Raw genomic sequence first — 15,791 nt, 5'->3', positions numbered from 1 at the left:
GCCGGAGGGGCGGGAGGGGCCGGAGGGGCGCGGCGGCCGGTCAGCTGCCCAGCAGGCCGATCGCCTCGTCCAGCCCGGTGAGCAGCCCGGTGGCGCCCGCCGAGGTGAGCCTGGCCGGGTCGGTGAGCGCGGCGTACCCGTACACGTCCATGCCGGCCGCGCGGGCGGCCAGCACGCCGTTGCGGCTGTCCTCCAGGACCAGGCAGCGGGCCGGGTCGGCGCCCATGGTGCGGGCGGCGTGCAGGAACAGGTCGGGGGCGGGCTTGCCGACGCCGACGTCCTGGGCGGAGAACAGCAGCTCGTCGGTGAAGTACCCGGACAGGCCGGTGAGGCGGTGCGCGGTGCGGATCCAGGAGTGGTGGGCGGAGGAGGCGACGCAGTAGCGGACGCCGCGCTCCCGGAGGTGGGTGAGCAGCTTCCCAGCCCCGGCCACCGGCCGCAGCTCCTGCTCGAAGGCGGCGAACACCCGGGCGTGGAACAGGTCGTCGAAGCCCTCCGGGAGCCGGGCCCCGTACCGTTCGGCGACCACGTCGTGCACGGTGTGCGCGGCGGTGCCCATGAAGTCCCGGTAGGAGTCCTCCAGGGTGGTGGGGTGGCCGAGTTCGGTCAGGTACTCGGCGAGCACCCGGTTGGAGATCGGCTCGCTGTCCACCAGCACGCCGTCGTTGTCCAGGATCAGCAGGTCGTAGCTCACGGGGCCCGAGCCTACTTGCCGCCGCCGGCCAGCTCCCGGGAGCGGTCCCGGGCGGCCTCCAGGGCGCCGAGCAGGGCGGCCCGGACGCCGTGGTTCTCCAGTTCGCGGATGGCGGCGATGGTGGTGCCGGCCGGGGAGGTGACGGCCTCGCGGAGCTTGACCGGGTGCTCGCCGGAGTCGCGGAGCATCACCGAGGCGCCGATCGCGGACTGCACGATCAGCTCGTGCGCGACCTGCCGGGGCAGGCCGAGCAGGATGCCGGCGTCGATCATCGCCTCGACCAGGAAGTAGAAGTAGGCGGGGCCGGAGCCGGACAGCGCGGTGGCCGCGTCCTGCTGGTTCTCCGGGACGCGCAGCGCCTTGCCGACCGAGCGGAAGATCGCCTCGGTGCGCGCCAGGTGCGCCTCGGTGGCGTGCGAGCCGCCGGAGATCACGCTCATGCCCTCGTCCACCAGCACCGGGGTGTTGGGCATCACCCGGACCACGGGGGTGCCGGGGGCGAGGCGCTCCTCGAACCAGGCGGTGGGGATGCCCGCGGCGGCCGAGACGACCAGCTTGTCGGCGGCGACGTGCTCGGCCAGCTCCTCCAGCAGGGTGCCCATGTCCTGCGGCTTGACCGCGAGGATCAGGGTGTCGGCGAGCTTGGCGGCCTCCGCGTTGCCGACGGTGGTGACGCCGTGGCGGTCGGCGAGTTCGGTGGCGCGCTCGGGGCGGCGGGCGGTGACCAGCACGTCGGCGGGCGAGGTGCCGGCCCGCAGCAGTCCGGAGAGCAGGGCCTCGCCGATCTTGCCCGTGCCGAGGAAGGCGATCTTCTGGCCGCCGGTCGTGGTGTCGCTCATGGGCCTCTCCGTACGCTGCGGTTCCGGTTCCTGGCCGCCATCTTGCCCCCGGAGCCGCCCGGCCCGGCGGAGGTGTCCACCCTGCGGGCGCGGGCCGGGCCGTCCCGGTCGGTCCCGCGGGCCGGGCCGTCCCGGTCGGTCCGCGGGCCGGGCCGTCCCGGTCGGTCCGCGGGCCGGACCGCTCCGGTCAGTCCGCGTCCGGGACGACGCCGAGGGCGAACGCGCCGTCCCGGACCAACTCCTCGGTGATCCGGACGCCGGTGAGCCGCTCGGCGAGCGCGAAGACCGCCGGCCGCAGGTCGCCGCCCGGGCGGTCGACCTCGGCCAGCAGCGCCCGGGTCGCCGCCGCGTCGGGGCCGTCCGCCGCGTCCGGGTGCGCGAAGGAGACCCGCCGTTCGCCGTCCCGGTAGTGCCGGAAGCGGTCGACGGAGCCGTCGGCGGCGCTGTCGTGCTGCACGGCGTCGCCGCCGCGGGACAGCGCGGCCAGCTGGGCGGCGTCCAGGCCGGCGCTCCGGTCCAGGGCCAGCAGCAGCGTCCAGCCGCCGCCGTCGCCGGGGACGGGGAGGGCGCCGACGGTGAACGAGGCGTCCCGGCCGCCCCGGACCCAGGCGCGCAGCTCCTCCGCGCAGTCGAACAGGTCGTCCACGCCGTCGGCGAAGCCCTGCGGGACGGCGCCCAGCAGGTCGAGCGCCTCCCGCGGGGGACGGCCGCGGACCAGGGTGAGCGAGTATCCGGCGTCCAGGCAGTCGGGGAACCAGTCGGAGTCGGCGATCCAGGCGTAGTCGTGCGCGGTCGACGTCATGGCCCCATTGTGGCGGGCCGCTCCGACACTCCGTCACGGCCGCGGCGGGCCGGGGCCCGTAGGGGGAATCTCAGGGGTGCCGGCTATGGCTTCCGGGCCCGGCGGGGAGCACCGTGGAGGCATGGGACACGGAGAGTTGTCAGGACGTGAGAACCGCCAGGTCGCCGTCGCCGCCGCGACGCTCGGCCCGTGGCGGACGGCGGCGGCGGTGGGCACGGTGGTCGGCGGGGCCGCGCTCGCGGTGGACGTGGTCACCCTGGACTGGTCATGGGGCATCCTGGCCGGGCCGGTGAGCCTCGGGTTGTTCTTCTTCTTCCTGGTCGGCACCGTGGGCGGGCGGCTGCGCGGCGGCGGCGACCGGCGGCTGCGCCGCTGGGCGGACGCCCACCCGTGGCAGTCGGCGCTGCCCGCCACCGGGGCGCTGCTGGTGCTCAACACCCTGGCGCTGTGGCTGCTGGGCAGCCACGGCCTGTTCGGGGCGCTGTTCACCTCGCTGCTGCCGGCCGGCATGCTGCTGGCGGTGGCGGGCGTGGTGGGTGCGGTGAAGGCGGCCCGCAGGGGCTGACGGCGCGTCACGTCCGCCCCCGCTGTCGTGCGTGTCGGGGGTGGTCGGCATACTTCCGGCCGTGCCGACGATAGACGAGCCGGGACCCGCCGACAGCGGTCCCGGGAGAACCGACGACCCCTTCGAGGGGCTGGTGCTGGACGAGGAGTTCGTCCGCGCCGCGACGAACAAGGAGGCGTCCGGGCGTTCCCGGATGCTGGCGGAGCGGTGGAAGAGGAACCCGCCGCCGGAGAACGAGCCGTGGCGTCCGACCACGGAGGTCCGGCGCACGGACCGCCCGGCCGGGCCGAAGCGCTCGCGCCGGGTGCGCGACGCGCTGCTGCTGGTGCTGGTGGTGGGCGGCGTGCTGGCCGCCCTGGGCCTGACCGGCGCGGGGCGCTCCTCGCACGCGCCGAAATCCTCCGCGCTGCCCGCGGTGGGCGCGGAGACCGCCCCGCCGAGCAGCGCCCCGCCGTCCGTGGACCCGGACCTGCCGACCCCGGAGCACCCCTGGGCGGGTTCGCCCGCCGAGGCGTGGCCGAACGGCGCGGACGGCATCGGCGGGCCCGACGGCATGCCCGCGACGGGCGTGTTCAGCGCGAAGCAGGTGGCCGCGAACGTGGACGCGGTGAAGGCGTACCTGGTCGCCGCCAACCTGAACCCGCAGGTACTGTCGGGCGGCAGCGCGCAGCCCGTCCTGGACCTGATGGACGAGCAGGACGCGAAGGACCTGAGCGCGGCGCTGGCCCACCCGAGCGCCGAGAACGACCCGACCACCTGGCTGAGCCGGTTCGACCCGGCCCGGGCGGTGCCGGTCACCGACCAGGTGAAGGTGCAGGGCCGGATCAGCGTCGAGGGCGACGGCAAGCAGGGCATGCTGGTGCACACCGACGTGACCTACGTGTACGCGCTGCGCCCCGGCCCGGACGCCGGGAAGGCCGACCCGGGCACCGGCGGGAGCGCGCAGCCGGCCGCCTGGGCGGAGGCGGACCACAGCCGGGTGGTGGACCGGGAGATCGTCCGCCGGGTGCAGGACTTCCGGTTCTACGACCCGAAGCACTACCGGGTGACGCCCGGCAGGCCGGTGCTGGACAGGAGCAGCAGCGACTTCGGCAACAACCGGTGCGAGATGGGCTCCGGCTACCTGGAGCCCGTGTTCGACTTCATGGGGGACGCCTCGACCGACCCGGCGCCAAGCGGCCCGACCACCGACCCGTACGACCGGACCGAGCCGCTCAGGAGCGACGGGGAGTGCGGCACGCTGAGCCGCACCTGACGGGCGCTCAGGCCCGCCGCCGGGCCGCCTTGCGCGCGTCGCGCTCGGCCCGGGCGGTGCGGCGGCGGTGCCAGGTGGCGGTCTCCTGGTCGTGGACGGCCCGCCGGAGGCCCTCGCCGGGGGCCTCGACCAGGCTGCGGGCGAAGTAGGCGGCGAGCGCGCCGACGGAGCCGATCAGCCAGACCCCGGCCAGCGACTTCTCCTCCGCCATCCAGCCGGTGAGCGAGTCCCGGCCCTCGGTGAGGATCTTCCAGTTCCGCAGGCCGGCCAGCGCCGAGCAGAGGCCGATGGCGAGCGTCAGCGGCAGCGCGAGCGGGGCGGCTTCGGAGAGCCGGACGCCGGAGACGCCCAGCCGCAGCGCGAGCGCTCCGGCGGCGGTGGCGGCGAGGGCGCCGAGCGAGACCGCGACGCGGCGCAGCCAGTAGTCGGGGCCGCGCCGGACCCAGGTGGTGCCGAACCAGCGGATCGGCCGGGGGGCGGGTGCCCCGTCCGCGGTGGTGGTCGTGGCCGTCGTACGCGTCGTACTCACGGTCCGATTATCACCACGAGCGGGGCCCGCCCCCGGGGCAACGCGCCTCAGCCGAGCTTGGAGACGTCCCGGACGGCGCCCTTGTCGGCGGAGGTGGCCATCGCGGCGTACGCCCGGAGCGCGGCGGAGACCTTCCGGTCGCGGTTCTTCGGGCGGTAGCCGCCCTCGGACTCCAGCTTGAGGCGGCGCTCGTGCAGCTCCTCGAAGGAGACGTCGAGGTTGATGGTGCGGGCCGGGATGTCGATGGTGATCGGGTCGCCGTCCTCGACCAGGGCGATGGCGCCGCCGGAGGCCGCCTCCGGGGAGACGTGGCCGATGGACAGGCCGGAGGTGCCGCCGGAGAACCGGCCGTCGGTGATCAGGGCGCAGGCCTTGCCCAGGCCGCGGCCCTTGAGGAAGGAGGTGGGGTAGAGCATCTCCTGCATGCCGGGGCCGCCCTTGGGGCCCTCGTAGCGGATGACCACCACGTCGCCCTCGGTGACCTGCTTGGTCAGGATCTTCTCGACCGCCTCGTCCTGGGACTCGCAGACCACGGCCTTGCCCTGGAAGCGCCAGATCGACTCGTCCACGCCGGCGGTCTTCACCACGCAGCCGTCCTCGGCGATGTTGCCGTACAGGACGGCGAGGCCGCCCTCGACCGAGTAGGCGTGCTCGACGCTGCGGATGCAGCCGCCCGCGTCGTCGGTGTCCAGGGTGTCCCAGCGCTCGGACTGGCTGAACGCCTCGGCGGAGCGGACGCAGCCGGGGGCGGCGTACCAGAGGTCGACGGCCTCGGCGGAGGCCGAGCCGCCGCGCACGTCCCAGGTCTTCATCCACTCGGCGAGCGAGTCGGAGTGCACGGTGTGGACGTCCTCGTGCAGCAGGCCGCCGCGGTAGAGCTCGCCCAGGATGGCGGGGATGCCGCCCGCGCGGTGCACGTCCTCCATGTAGTAGGAGCCGTTGGGGGCGACCTTGGACAGGCAGGGCACCTTGCGGGAGATGCTGTCGATGACCCGCATGTCGAAGTCGACCTCGGCCTCCTGGGCGGCGGCCAGCAGGTGCAGGATGGTGTTGGTGGAGCCGCCCATCGCGATGTCCAGCGCCATGGCGTTCTCGAACGCGGCGCGGGTGGCGACGTTGCGCGGCAGGACGGACTCGTCGTCGCCGCCGTAGTAGCGTTCGGTGATCTCCACGACCGTGCGGCCGGCCTGCTCGTACAGGGCGCGGCGGCCGGTGTGGGTGGCCAGCAGCGAGCCGTTGCCGGGCAGCGAGAGGCCGATCGCCTCGGTGAGGCAGTTCATCGAGTTGGCGGTGAACATGCCCGAGCAGGAGCCGCAGGTCGGACAGGCGTTCTCCTCGATGATCGAGATGTCCGCGTCGGAGACGTTCTCGTTCACCGCCTGGGAGATCGCGTCCACCAGGTCCAGCTTGCGCACCGTGCCGTCGACCAGGGTGGCCTTGCCGGCCTCCATCGGGCCGCCGGAGACGAAGACGGTGGGGATGTTCAGGCGCAGCGCGGCCATCAGCATGCCGGGGGTGATCTTGTCGCAGTTGGAGATGCAGATCAGCGCGTCGGCGCAGTGCGCGTTGACCATGTACTCCACCGAGTCGGCGATCAGGTCGCGCGAGGGCAGCGAGTACAGCATGCCGTCGTGGCCCATCGCGATGCCGTCGTCCACCGCGATGGTGTTGAACTCGCGCGGGATGCCGCCCGCCTGCTTGATCGCCTCGGAGACGATCCGGCCGACCGGCTGGAGGTGGGTGTGGCCCGGGACGAACTCGGTGAAGGAGTTGGCGACCGCGATGATCGGCTTGCCGAAGTCCTCGCGGGCTACGCCCGCGGCGCGCAGAAGGGCGCGCGCGCCCGCCATGTTGCGACCCTGGGTGACCGTGTTGGACCTCAGCTGGGGCATCGTTGCCGCTCCTTCAGGAGACTCTCGGGGGCTGTCGAGCCTACGCCCGCGACGGCCGTCCCCGGACCCGGTGTCCGCGATGCGGTCAGTGCGGGCGGTCGGCGCGGGCCGCCCCGCGGCCCCGGACGCTACGGCTTCGACAGCACGAAGGCGTCCAACCGGTACGGCTCGGTGACCTGCCCGTCCGGGAACTCGGCGAGCAGCGCCGCCCGCTCGGCGGCCAGCACCGGGGCGCGCCGCTCCGGCTCCAGCACCGCGAAGTACGAGCGGGAGGTCAGGTCGTCGATCACCTGCTCCACCGGGACGGTCCGCTCCCAGCGCAGCCGGGCGGAGCGCACCTCCAGGCCCGGTCCCGTCAACTTCTCCGGCCTGGCGTCCACCCCGCTGTGGTGGTCGTACGTGGGCAGGGCCGCCGCCAGCCGCTCCTGCTGGGCCGCCAGCCAGGGCACCCCGACGTCCTTGACGTTCCACCACACCGCCAGCGACCCGCCCGGGCGCAGCACCCGCAGCGCCTCCGGGACCGAGCGCGCCGGGTCGGTCCAGTGGAACGCCTGGGCGTACGTCACCAGGTCCACCGAGGCGTCGTGGAACGGGAGTTCGTCACCCACCGCCTTCACCACCGGGACGTCCGGGCTCAGCTCGCGCAGCACCGCGGCCATCCCCTCGCTCGGCTCGACCGCGACCACCCGGGCGCCGCGTCCGGCCAGCAGCCGGGTGGCGATGCCGGTGCCCGCGCCGACGTCCAGCACCTCGGCCCCGGCCAGCGGGCGGCCGGCCAGCCGCTCCAGCGCGTCGAAGAGCGCGTCCGGGTAGGACGGCCGGGCGGCCTGGTACTGGGCGGCCACCGGGCCGAAGGAGTTGGCGTGCGCCGCGGTGTCGTACACCGGCGGGTTCCCCTGTTCCGTCACGGGTCCGACTCTAGGCGCGAACGCACCGCGCGGCGGCGGGGGTTCGCCGACGGCGAAGGGGTCAGTCGGCCGGCCGGGCCGTCGCCAGGTGCAGCCGGGTGAAGGCCAGCGCCTCGGCCAGGTCGGCCTCCCGCTCGGCGGGGCCGCCCGCCTTGCGGGTGTTGACCTCCAGCACCACGTGGCCGTCGAAGCCGGTGCGGGCCAGGCGCTCCAGCAGCTCCGCGCAGGGCTGCTTGCCGCGTCCGGGGATCAGGTGCTCGTCCTTGCCGGAGCCCGAGCCGTCCGCCAGGTGCACGTGGGCCAGCCGGTCGCCCATCCGGTCGACCAGTTCGAGGGCGTCGGTGCGGGAGGTCGCGGCGTGCGAGAGGTCGACGGTGAAGTGCCGGTACTCCTCGTCCGTGACATCCCAGCCCGGCGCGTACGCCAGCACCTCGCGGTCCCGGTAGCGCCACGGGTACATGTTCTCCACCGCGAACCGGACGTCGGTCTCGCCCGCCATCCGGCCGATCCCGGCCACGAAGTCCTTGGCGTACTGCCGCTGCCAGCGGAACGGCGGGTGCACCACCACGGTGTCCGCGCCCAGCCGCTCGGCCGCCTTCCGGGCCCGCACCAGCTTGGTCCACGGGTCGGTGCTCCACACCCGCTGGGTGATCAGCAGGCACGGCGCGTGCACCGCGAGGACCGGCACCCCGTGCCGGTCGGAGAGCCGCCGCAGCGCCTCCACGTCCTGGCTCACCGGGTCGTTCCAGACCATCACCTCGACGCCGTCGTACCCCAGCCGGGCGGCCAGCTCGAAGGCCGTCCCGGTGGTCGACGGGTACACCGACGCGGTCGACAGCGCGACCTTCGTGTCGGGCACGTGCAGCGCCGGGTGCGGGGCCGGCAGCACCGGCCGGTCCAGCTTGCGCCGCGCCGCCCGGGCGGCCCGGGCCGCCTTGGACGGCAGCGGGCCGCGCCTCGTGCTCCGACCGCCCGTTGCATCCACCACGCAGACCAGACTAGGTCACGCCCCGGGAAAACCAGGGGCTCGGGGAGAACCGCCCTGCTGGGAGCGCGGACGGGGACGCGGGGAACCGCGCGGCCGGCCGGGCCCGCGCGCAGGCTCGCGGCGCAGGGCGGCGGACCGCGCCGCCGCGCGGGGGCCCGCGCTGTCCGGTCAGGCCCCGACGGCGGTCCGGGGCTCGGGTCCGTCCATCGTGTCCAGCCGCCGCAGGATGATGCCCTCGCGCAGGGCCCACGGGCAGATGTCCAGCTCCTCCAGGCCGAAGAGGTCCATCGCCGCGTCGGCGACCAGCGCGCCGGCCAGCAGCTGGCGGGCCCGGCCGGCCGAGACGCCGGGGATCTGGGCCCGCTCGGCGGGCGTCATCGCGGCGAGCCGGGGCAGCCAGGCGGAGAGGCCCGCGCGGGTGAGCCGGCGGGGGACCCGGACGCCCGCGCCCTCGGGGGCGGCGCCGGTCATCCGGGCGAGCTGCTTGAAGGTCTTGGAGGTGGCCACCGCGTGGTCGGGCGGCCCGAGCCGGGCGATGCCGCCGACCGCGCCGGCGATCTCGGCCCGGATGTGCCGCCGCAGTTCGCGCAGGTCGCCCGGGTCGGCGACCTCGCCGGGCAGCCGGGAGGTGAGGCGGCCGGCGCCGAGCGGCAGGGAGGTGGCGACGGCGGGCTGCTCGTCGATGCCGCAGGCGATCTCCAGCGAGCCGCCGCCGATGTCCAGGTTGAGCAGCCGGCCGGAGGACCAGCCGAACCAGCGGCGGACGGCGAGGAAGGTCAGCCGGGCCTCGTCCTGTCCGGAGAGCACGTTGAGCGCGACGCCGGTCTCGTCCTCGACCCGGCGCAGCACCTCCTCGCCGTTGGCGGCCTCCCGCACCGCCGAGGTGGCGAACGGCAGCAGGTCGACCACGCCCTTGTCCTCGGCCACCCGCAGCGAGGAGGCGACCATGGAGACCAGGCGCTCGACCCCCGTCCCGCTGATCGCCCCGTCCTCCTCCAGCAGCTCGGCGAGGCGGAGTTCGGCCTTGTGGGAGTAGGCGGGCAGCGGGGCCGCGCCGGGGTGGGCGTCCACCACGAGGAAGTGGACGGTGTTGGAGCCTACGTCGAGCACACCGAGTCGCATGACCGCCCAACCTAGCCCAGACCGGTGACCGCCAGGGATACCGCGGGGGACGGCGGAGGGGTCACAGCATCCCGTCCCAGAGCTGCTCGACGATGACCGCCCACCAGTTCTCCGGGTCGCTCAGCGCGGTGCGGTCCAGGGCGGCCAGCGCCCACTGGAGCTCGGCGACGGCCGGGCCGGCCTGCTCGGGGGGCAGGTCGAGCAGCCGGGGGCGGCGTTCGGCGAGCAGTGCCAGGCAGCGGGTGAAGGCGGTCAGGTCGGCGTTGCAGTAGCGGGCCTCGCAGGTGTCCGGGTCGACGGCGCGGACCCGTCCCTGGGCGGTGTCGACGGTGAGCAGCGCCCAGCCGTCGGTGCCGATCACCCGCTGGCCGAGCAGCGCGGCCCGGGCGGCGGCGGTGGCCCGGCGGCCCCGGCCGCGCGCGGCCAGCAGCTCGGCGAGGTCGGGCAGCGGCGGGGCGGCCGGCCCGGCGATGCCGTCGGCCTCCGGCAGGTGCAGGGTGAAGAAGCCGGGGACCTCGCGCGGCAGTCCGGTGCGCCGCAGCGGGCGGCCGACGGCCTCGGGCAGGTCGGCGGCGAGCACCTCGGCCTGCTCGAAGCGGCGGGTGCCGTCCTCGCCGAACAGGGCGGCCAGCCGCTTGCCCAGGCCGGTCTCGTCCTCGGGCTGGGCGGGCGGCACCGCGGGCGGGAACGGCACCCGGTTGTAGCCGCTGCGGGCCCGGGCCACCAGGGCCCGCACGGCCACCGCCCGGTGGTCGTGGCGCGGCCCGTACGGCTGCTCGAACTCCAGCCGGACGCCCGGAAGCTGCTCGGCGACGGCCTGCTCGAAGTAGCCGCCGGGGAGCATCGACAGGCGCAGGTCGGTGCGGAGCGCGACCAGGTTCTCGGCCGGGACGCCCTGCTCGGCGAGCTGGCGGCGGGCCCGCAGCGCGGGGTGCGGGCGGCCGTGCGCGGAGTGGACGGTCAGCGAGCGCAGCTCGTCCCGGTCGTCCCGGTAGGTCAGGGTGGCCCGGGTGCCCGGGCCGGTGACCGGCGGCAGCGCCGGGCGGTGGCTGCCGGCGCCGAGGCGGTCGCGGTGCAGCTGCTCGACCACCGGCACCGGGACGGACGGGTAGACCACGAGTTCGCCGGTGACCCGGTCGACCACGGCGCAGGCCGCGCCGATCTCCTCGGGGGCCCGGCGGGCGCCGGTCAGCGGGTCGGTGAGGACCGGCGCGGGCTCGGGCCAGAGCACCCAGCCGAGGTCGAACTCGTGGCACCTGACAGGCCGTGAACCCTCCTGCGGGAGGTCGCCGTTGACCCAGCGGTGGGCGGTGGCGAGGGCCTGCTCGCGGGTGATCATCGGCTGGTGCTCCCGGTGGTGGTGCGGTGGATGGTGAGCCGGGAGCGCGGCGGGGCGGGCGCCGCGGCGGGGGCGGTGTCGTCAGCGGCCCCGGCGGGGGCACCGTCCTCCGTACCGGCCGTACCGGCCGTACCGGCCGCGCCGACCAGGGCCGGCTCCGGGGCCCGCTCGGAGGCGCGCTCCGGGGCGTGCTCCGGGACGGCGACGGTGGCCGGCAGCGGCGCGGTCAGGTCGATCGGCCGGTCGGCGGCGTCCACCGCGATCGCCCAGAGGCCGTGGTCGGCCGGGTAGAGCGGGGTGGGCCCGGCGTAGCCGGTCTGGTGGTCCAGGTAGCTGAGGACGCCCTTGTGGTTGACGGCGTTCCAGGTGTGCGAGCGGCCGAACGCGTCGACGGTGAGCAGCACCGCCCGGGTGCCGGTGCCGTGGGCGAGCAGGGCCCGGCCGAGCTTGCCGTGGGCCTCGGTGCCGTCGCCGAGGTCGAGGAAGCGGGTGCCGAGTTCGAGCTCGGCGCGGTCGCGGCCGCCGCGCTCGCCGGCCGGGCCGTCGGGCAGCCGGGGCGCGGCGCAGGTCGGGACGCCGCCGAGGGTGTCCACGGCGGACAGCGACACGTCCACGCAGTTGTTGGCGCGCCCGCTCTCGGCGGGGCCGCCGCCGTTGAGCACCTCGGTCCACTCGCCGACCATCGGGTCCGGCGCGGGCACCGGGGTGCGGCGCACCGCCTCGGCCTGGTGCGCCGGGTCGACCGGGCCGAGCCCGCCGGGCAGGCCGTACGGGCGGCTGTCGGCGAGGGTCCGCTCGCGCTCGCCGGCCGGTCGCGGGGCGACGGCGCCGGGGCGGCGGCCGTTGGCGATCACCAGCCAGGCCGCGGACGCCTGTCCGGGGTTCACCGGCAGGCCCTGCTCGTCCGTACCGGCCTGGCGCCGGGTGTCCACCAGCGGCTCGTAGCCGCGGGCCGGGGTGCCGGACGCGTGCTGGCCGATCCCGCCGCCGCCCGCGGTCGGCACCGGGACGCCGGCCACCGGGCGTCCGCCGACCGGCTGCTGGCCGACGCCGATCACCGCGGCCCCGCCGCCCGCCGCGCCGGGGGCACCGGGGGTGCCGACCGCGCCGACCGGGCCGGGAGCGCCGACCGCGCCGCCCACCGGGCCCGCCGCGGGCGCGCCCGGGACACCGGCCGCGCCGGGGGCCCCCGGGGCGCCGGGCACCGCCGCCGCGCCGCCGGGCACCGCGCCGACCGGTCCGCCGATCGGGCCCGCACCGGCCACCGGGCCGGTCGCCACCGGCCCGCCCGTCGGGATGCCGCCGCCGACCGGGGCGGCCGTACCGCCGCCGACCGGGCCGAGCTGGAACGAGGAGCCGCCGGACGGGCCCGACCCGCCGGAGGACGGCCCCGGGTCGGCGAGGCGGTGACCGCCGCCGCCACCGCCGCCGCCGGACGACCAGATGTCGCCGCCGCTCACCACCGGCGGGGCGCTCGGCGCGGGCGGCGCGACCACCGAGTCGACGTGCACCGACACCGGCAGGTCCGGCACGCTGTGGCCGCCGCCCCCGTACGAGCCGCCCCCGTACGAGCCGCCGCCGTACGAGCCGCCACCGCCGCCGTACGAGCCACCGCCGGACGGGGTGCTGACGGTCGGTCCGCTGTAGGCGGGCGCCGCGGGGCTGCCGTAGGAGACGTTGTGCGAGCCGCCCTGGTAGCCGGTGCCCTGGTAGCCGGTGCCCTGGTGGCCGCGGTAGCCGCCGCTGTCGGCCGGGCCGGACTGCGGGTGGCCGCCCGGGTCGCCGAGCGCGCTCTGGGTCACCGCCGACACCGGGTCGGTGACGGTGCCGGTCAGGTCGGTCAGCAGGCCGCCGTGGCCGGGGCCGAGCGGGCCGCCGTGCCCGAGGCCCGGGCCCGTGCCCGGCCCGGTGCCGTCGCCGGCCCAGGTGCCGTGCCCGTCCGGGCCGCCGTGGCCGTGGGCGTGCGGCAGGTCGTTCTGGAACGGGCCGTCCGGCTGCTGGTCGTCCACCACGCTGACCGGCTGCCCGTCGGGGCCGAGCAGGTCCAGCGGGCGGCCGTCCGCGCCGAACTGGATCACCTGTCCGCCCGGGCCGGCCGCCCGGCCGGCGGCGTCCACGGTGACCGGGTGGCCGTCGTGGCCGGTCAGCAGGTGGCCGTCCGGGTCGGCGACCAGGCCGGCGACCTGGGTGCCGTCGGCGTCCAGCATCACCGGGTGGCCGTCGTCGCCGAGTCGGGGCTTGCCGTTCAGGCCGAGCGCCAGCGTGATGCCGGTGCCGACCAGCGCGCCGCCCAGGCCCACCAGCAGCGGCTTGCCGTTGCCGCCGAGCAGCGGCTTGCCGTCCTCGCCGATCGCCACGCCGGTGACCGGGGTGCCGCTGGCGTCGACCAACTGCTGGGTGCCGTCCGGGCCCTGGGTGACCGTCAGGCCGTCCACGCCCTTGACCCGCTGCCCGTCCTCGCCGACCAGCACCGGGTTGCCGTGCCGGTCGGTGCGCACCGTGCCGTCGGCCTTGACCTCGGCGTGCAGGCCGGCGACGGCGGCCACCTCGACCGAGCGGGCCACCCCGGCCCGCGCCAGCGCCCCGCCGACCTTCCCGGAGCGGGCCGCCATCGAGGTCTCGCGCAGTTCGCCGTGCAGGCCCCGGCCGTCGGTCCGGGCGATCCGCTCCAGCGCGACCAGGGGCGGCTCCTTGGCCAGTGACCCGGCGGCCTCGCCCATGTCCCGGCCGAGCCGCTCCAGCAGCTGGCCGATCCTCGATTTGGCGTGCTCGACCGCGGCCAGCTCCTCGGCCTCGGCGGCCAGTTCCTTGACCGCGCCGACGGCCGCGCCGACCGCGCCGGTCACCAGCCCGCCCAGTCCGGTGGCGGCCTCCTTGCCGGCCTGCGCGATGTCCGCCTTGGCCTTGGCCTCGGCCGCGTCGGCCGCCCGGATCTTCTCGGTCAGCTCGGTGAGCACCGCGATGATGTCGGCCTTCACCTGGTCGGCCACCCCGGCCGCCTTGTCCAGCGCGGCGGCCACCAGCGCGGCCGCCGCCGCGGCGTCGTCCAGCTGGCCGCGCCCGCCGCCGCTGAACTGCCGCCAGTGGTCGGCGAAGGCGTCCACCGCGCGGCCCTTGTTCTCCCCCGACACCCGCTGCGCGGAGGCCGTGCCGCGGGCCACCAGGGCGTCCGCGTCCGACCCGAACTCGCGCCACAGGCCGGCCGCCCGGCGCAGCCCGTCCTCGTCCGCCTGCGGCCACGCGTGGCCGGTCCGCGCCAGCGCGGGGGCGAGTTCCTCCGGCAGGTTCCTGGACACGTGCTCCCCCTTCGGGTGGTACGGCTCGGCGCGCGCGGCGGCCCGCCAGGTGGACTGACTCCGTTTCAGGCCCGGCCGGTTGCGGTCGGGTGGTTCAGCGAGGGCGCGTCGAAGTCCGCGCTGATCTCCTGGTCGGTGCGGTCGGTGGTGTCCGCCATCGTGTGCAGCCCGCGCCCGATCCGGCCCAGCCGCTCCGACAGCCCCTGCAGCCCGGCCAGCGCGCCCTCCCGGGCCTCGCCGTACGCGGTGCCGAACGGCTGCCCCGGCTCGTCCTCGCCCCACGGCGCGCCCAGCGCCGCCAGGCCGCTCTCCAACTGCTTCGCCGCGCTCCCGAACTCGTCCGAGATCTTCTCGAACTCGCGTCCCTCGCCGTGGAGTTCCCACGACCGGATGACGACCTCGTCGCCCATCTGCACTCCCCCGTGCAAGGGCGCCCGTGCGCCCGACCTATCGGCTGAGCCATCCTAGGACCACACTCCGCCCGCGCCGACCGGCCGGCGGCCCTTTTCACAGCCGTTTCACCTTCCCCGGCCGCCCGAAACCCCCGCAACCATCCCAACTCGGACGAACCCCCGGCAAAGCCGCGCCGCCGCAACCCCGGCCCGTCCCGCCCAGGCCATACCCTTGCCGGGTGGCACCAGCTGACAGCACCAAGAACAAGAAGACCAAGAAGCCCGCCAAGGCCGACAAGCCGGCGAAGACCGCCGGGGCCGACAGGGCCGACAGGGCCGACAGGGCCGACAAGCCGGCCAAGGCCAGGGGCCCCGTCGTCGACCTGGCGATGCCCGCCGTCCGCGAGGTCGCCCTCGACTTCCCGCGCGCCTGGGTCGAGTTCACCGACCCCGACGACGGGGACCAGGTGTTCCGCTGCGACCTCACCTGGCTCACCTCCCGCTGGGGCTGCATCTTCGGCAAGGGCTGCCACGGCATCCAGCCCGGCCGCGGCGCCTCCGACGGCTGCTGCACCCTCGGCGCCCACTACTCCGACGAGGACGACGAGCGGCGCGTCGCCGGGCACGCCGCCCGCCTCACCCCCGACATCTGGGAGCACCACGCCGAGGGCACCGACGCCAGGGGCCGGATCCGCCGCGACGGCGGCATCACCATGTTCGACGAGGACGGCGACCGCCAGACCCGCCGGGTCGACGGGGCCTGCCTCTTCCTCAACGGCCCCGGCTTCCCCGGCGGCGCGGGCTGCGCCCTGCACGTCCTGGCCCTGCGCGAGGGCCTCGAACCGCTGGAGACCAAGCCGGACGTCTGCTGGCAGCTGCCGGTGCGCCGCACCTACGACTGGATCGACCGCCCCGACGACACCCGCTACCTCCAGGTCTCCATCGGCGAGTACGACCGCCGCGGCTGGGGCCCCGGCGGCCACGACCTGCACTGGTGGTGCACCGGCTCCCCCGAGGCCCACCGCGCGCCCGACCCGGTCTACGTCTCCTACCGCCCCGAGCTCACCGAGCTCATGGGCCGGGCCGCGTACGACCAGCTGGTCGCCCTCTGCGAGGCCCACGACACCCGGCTGGCCCCGCACCCCGCGGACCGGTAGCGCCCGGGAGCGG

The 15,791-nt window shown here is 76.2% G+C and carries 14 protein-coding genes; 3 read left to right on the top strand and 11 right to left on the bottom strand.

The features are described 5' to 3' along the window. Nucleotides 1-40: 40 nt before the first annotated feature. From K353_RS25980 to K353_RS25970, 3 genes are all read right to left on the bottom strand, one after another. Nucleotides 41-694: an HAD family phosphatase gene (locus tag K353_RS25980; protein ID WP_111555963.1), complete on the bottom strand. Its 654-nt coding sequence runs from the start codon at nt 692-694 to the stop codon at nt 41-43. Between the two features lie 11 nt (nt 695-705). Beyond that, nucleotides 706-1,533, bottom strand: coding sequence for a pyrroline-5-carboxylate reductase (gene proC, locus K353_RS25975; RefSeq protein ID WP_111555962.1), 828 nt, complete (start codon nt 1,531-1,533; stop codon nt 706-708). Nucleotides 1,534-1,720: 187 nt separating this feature from the next. Then, a complete protein-coding gene (locus K353_RS25970) occupies nt 1,721-2,335 on the bottom strand; it encodes a DUF6461 domain-containing protein (RefSeq protein ID WP_111555961.1) in 615 nt (204 codons plus the stop codon). 121 nt (nt 2,336-2,456) lie between these two features. On the opposite strand from K353_RS25970, the gene K353_RS25965 reads away from it, so the two are divergent. Then, nucleotides 2,457-2,900, top strand: a complete 444-nt coding sequence (locus K353_RS25965; RefSeq protein ID WP_146616572.1) for a hypothetical protein — start codon at nt 2,457-2,459, stop codon at nt 2,898-2,900. A gap of 61 nt (nt 2,901-2,961) precedes the next feature. Continuing rightward, nucleotides 2,962-4,155: a hypothetical protein gene (locus K353_RS25960; RefSeq protein ID WP_146616571.1), complete on the top strand. Its 1,194-nt coding sequence runs from the start codon at nt 2,962-2,964 to the stop codon at nt 4,153-4,155. A gap of 7 nt (nt 4,156-4,162) precedes the next feature. Here K353_RS25960 and K353_RS25955 read toward each other — a convergent pair whose 3' ends face one another. From K353_RS25955 to K353_RS25920, 8 genes are all read right to left on the bottom strand, one after another. Then, the gene (locus tag K353_RS25955) at nt 4,163-4,684 is read right to left on the bottom strand and encodes a hypothetical protein (protein WP_111555958.1); all 522 of its coding nucleotides are present in this window, start codon (nt 4,682-4,684) and stop codon (nt 4,163-4,165) included. A 47-nt stretch (nt 4,685-4,731) separates the two neighbouring features. After that, nucleotides 4,732-6,576, bottom strand: a complete 1,845-nt coding sequence (ilvD, locus tag K353_RS25950; protein ID WP_111555957.1) for a dihydroxy-acid dehydratase — start codon at nt 6,574-6,576, stop codon at nt 4,732-4,734. 128 nt (nt 6,577-6,704) lie between these two features. Then, nucleotides 6,705-7,484: a class I SAM-dependent methyltransferase gene (locus tag K353_RS25945; protein ID WP_233533837.1), complete on the bottom strand. Its 780-nt coding sequence runs from the start codon at nt 7,482-7,484 to the stop codon at nt 6,705-6,707. A 61-nt stretch (nt 7,485-7,545) separates the two neighbouring features. Further along, the gene (locus tag K353_RS25940; RefSeq protein ID WP_111555955.1) at nt 7,546-8,373 is read right to left on the bottom strand and encodes a sugar phosphate isomerase/epimerase; all 828 of its coding nucleotides are present in this window, start codon (nt 8,371-8,373) and stop codon (nt 7,546-7,548) included. A gap of 267 nt (nt 8,374-8,640) precedes the next feature. Next, nucleotides 8,641-9,594: a Ppx/GppA family phosphatase gene (locus K353_RS25935; protein ID WP_111555954.1), complete on the bottom strand. Its 954-nt coding sequence runs from the start codon at nt 9,592-9,594 to the stop codon at nt 8,641-8,643. Nucleotides 9,595-9,655: 61 nt separating this feature from the next. After that, nucleotides 9,656-10,933 (bottom strand): SUKH-4 family immunity protein, encoded by a 1,278-nt coding sequence (locus K353_RS25930; protein ID WP_111555953.1) that lies wholly within the window; start codon nt 10,931-10,933, stop codon nt 9,656-9,658. Next, on the bottom strand, nt 10,930-14,229 hold the full coding sequence (locus K353_RS25925; RefSeq protein ID WP_111555952.1) for a toxin glutamine deamidase domain-containing protein: 3,300 nt from the start codon (nt 14,227-14,229) through the stop codon (nt 10,930-10,932). The genes K353_RS25930 and K353_RS25925 overlap by 4 nt, the downstream gene beginning before the upstream one ends. A 65-nt stretch (nt 14,230-14,294) precedes the next feature. After that, nucleotides 14,295-14,639, bottom strand: coding sequence for a WXG100 family type VII secretion target (locus tag K353_RS25920; RefSeq protein ID WP_111555951.1), 345 nt, complete (start codon nt 14,637-14,639; stop codon nt 14,295-14,297). Between the two features lie 221 nt (nt 14,640-14,860). Between K353_RS25920 and K353_RS25915 the strand changes: the two genes are divergently transcribed. Continuing rightward, entirely contained in the window at nt 14,861-15,778 is a 918-nt protein-coding gene (locus K353_RS25915) for a hypothetical protein (protein ID WP_111555950.1), read from the top strand. Nucleotides 15,779-15,791: the final 13 nt, after the last annotated feature.

This window comes from Kitasatospora sp. SolWspMP-SS2h (assembly GCF_003259315.1).
GTDB classification, from domain to species: Bacteria; Actinomycetota; Actinomycetes; order Streptomycetales; family Streptomycetaceae; genus Kitasatospora; species Kitasatospora fiedleri.
This window is presented reverse-complemented; position numbering and strand designations above follow the sequence as displayed.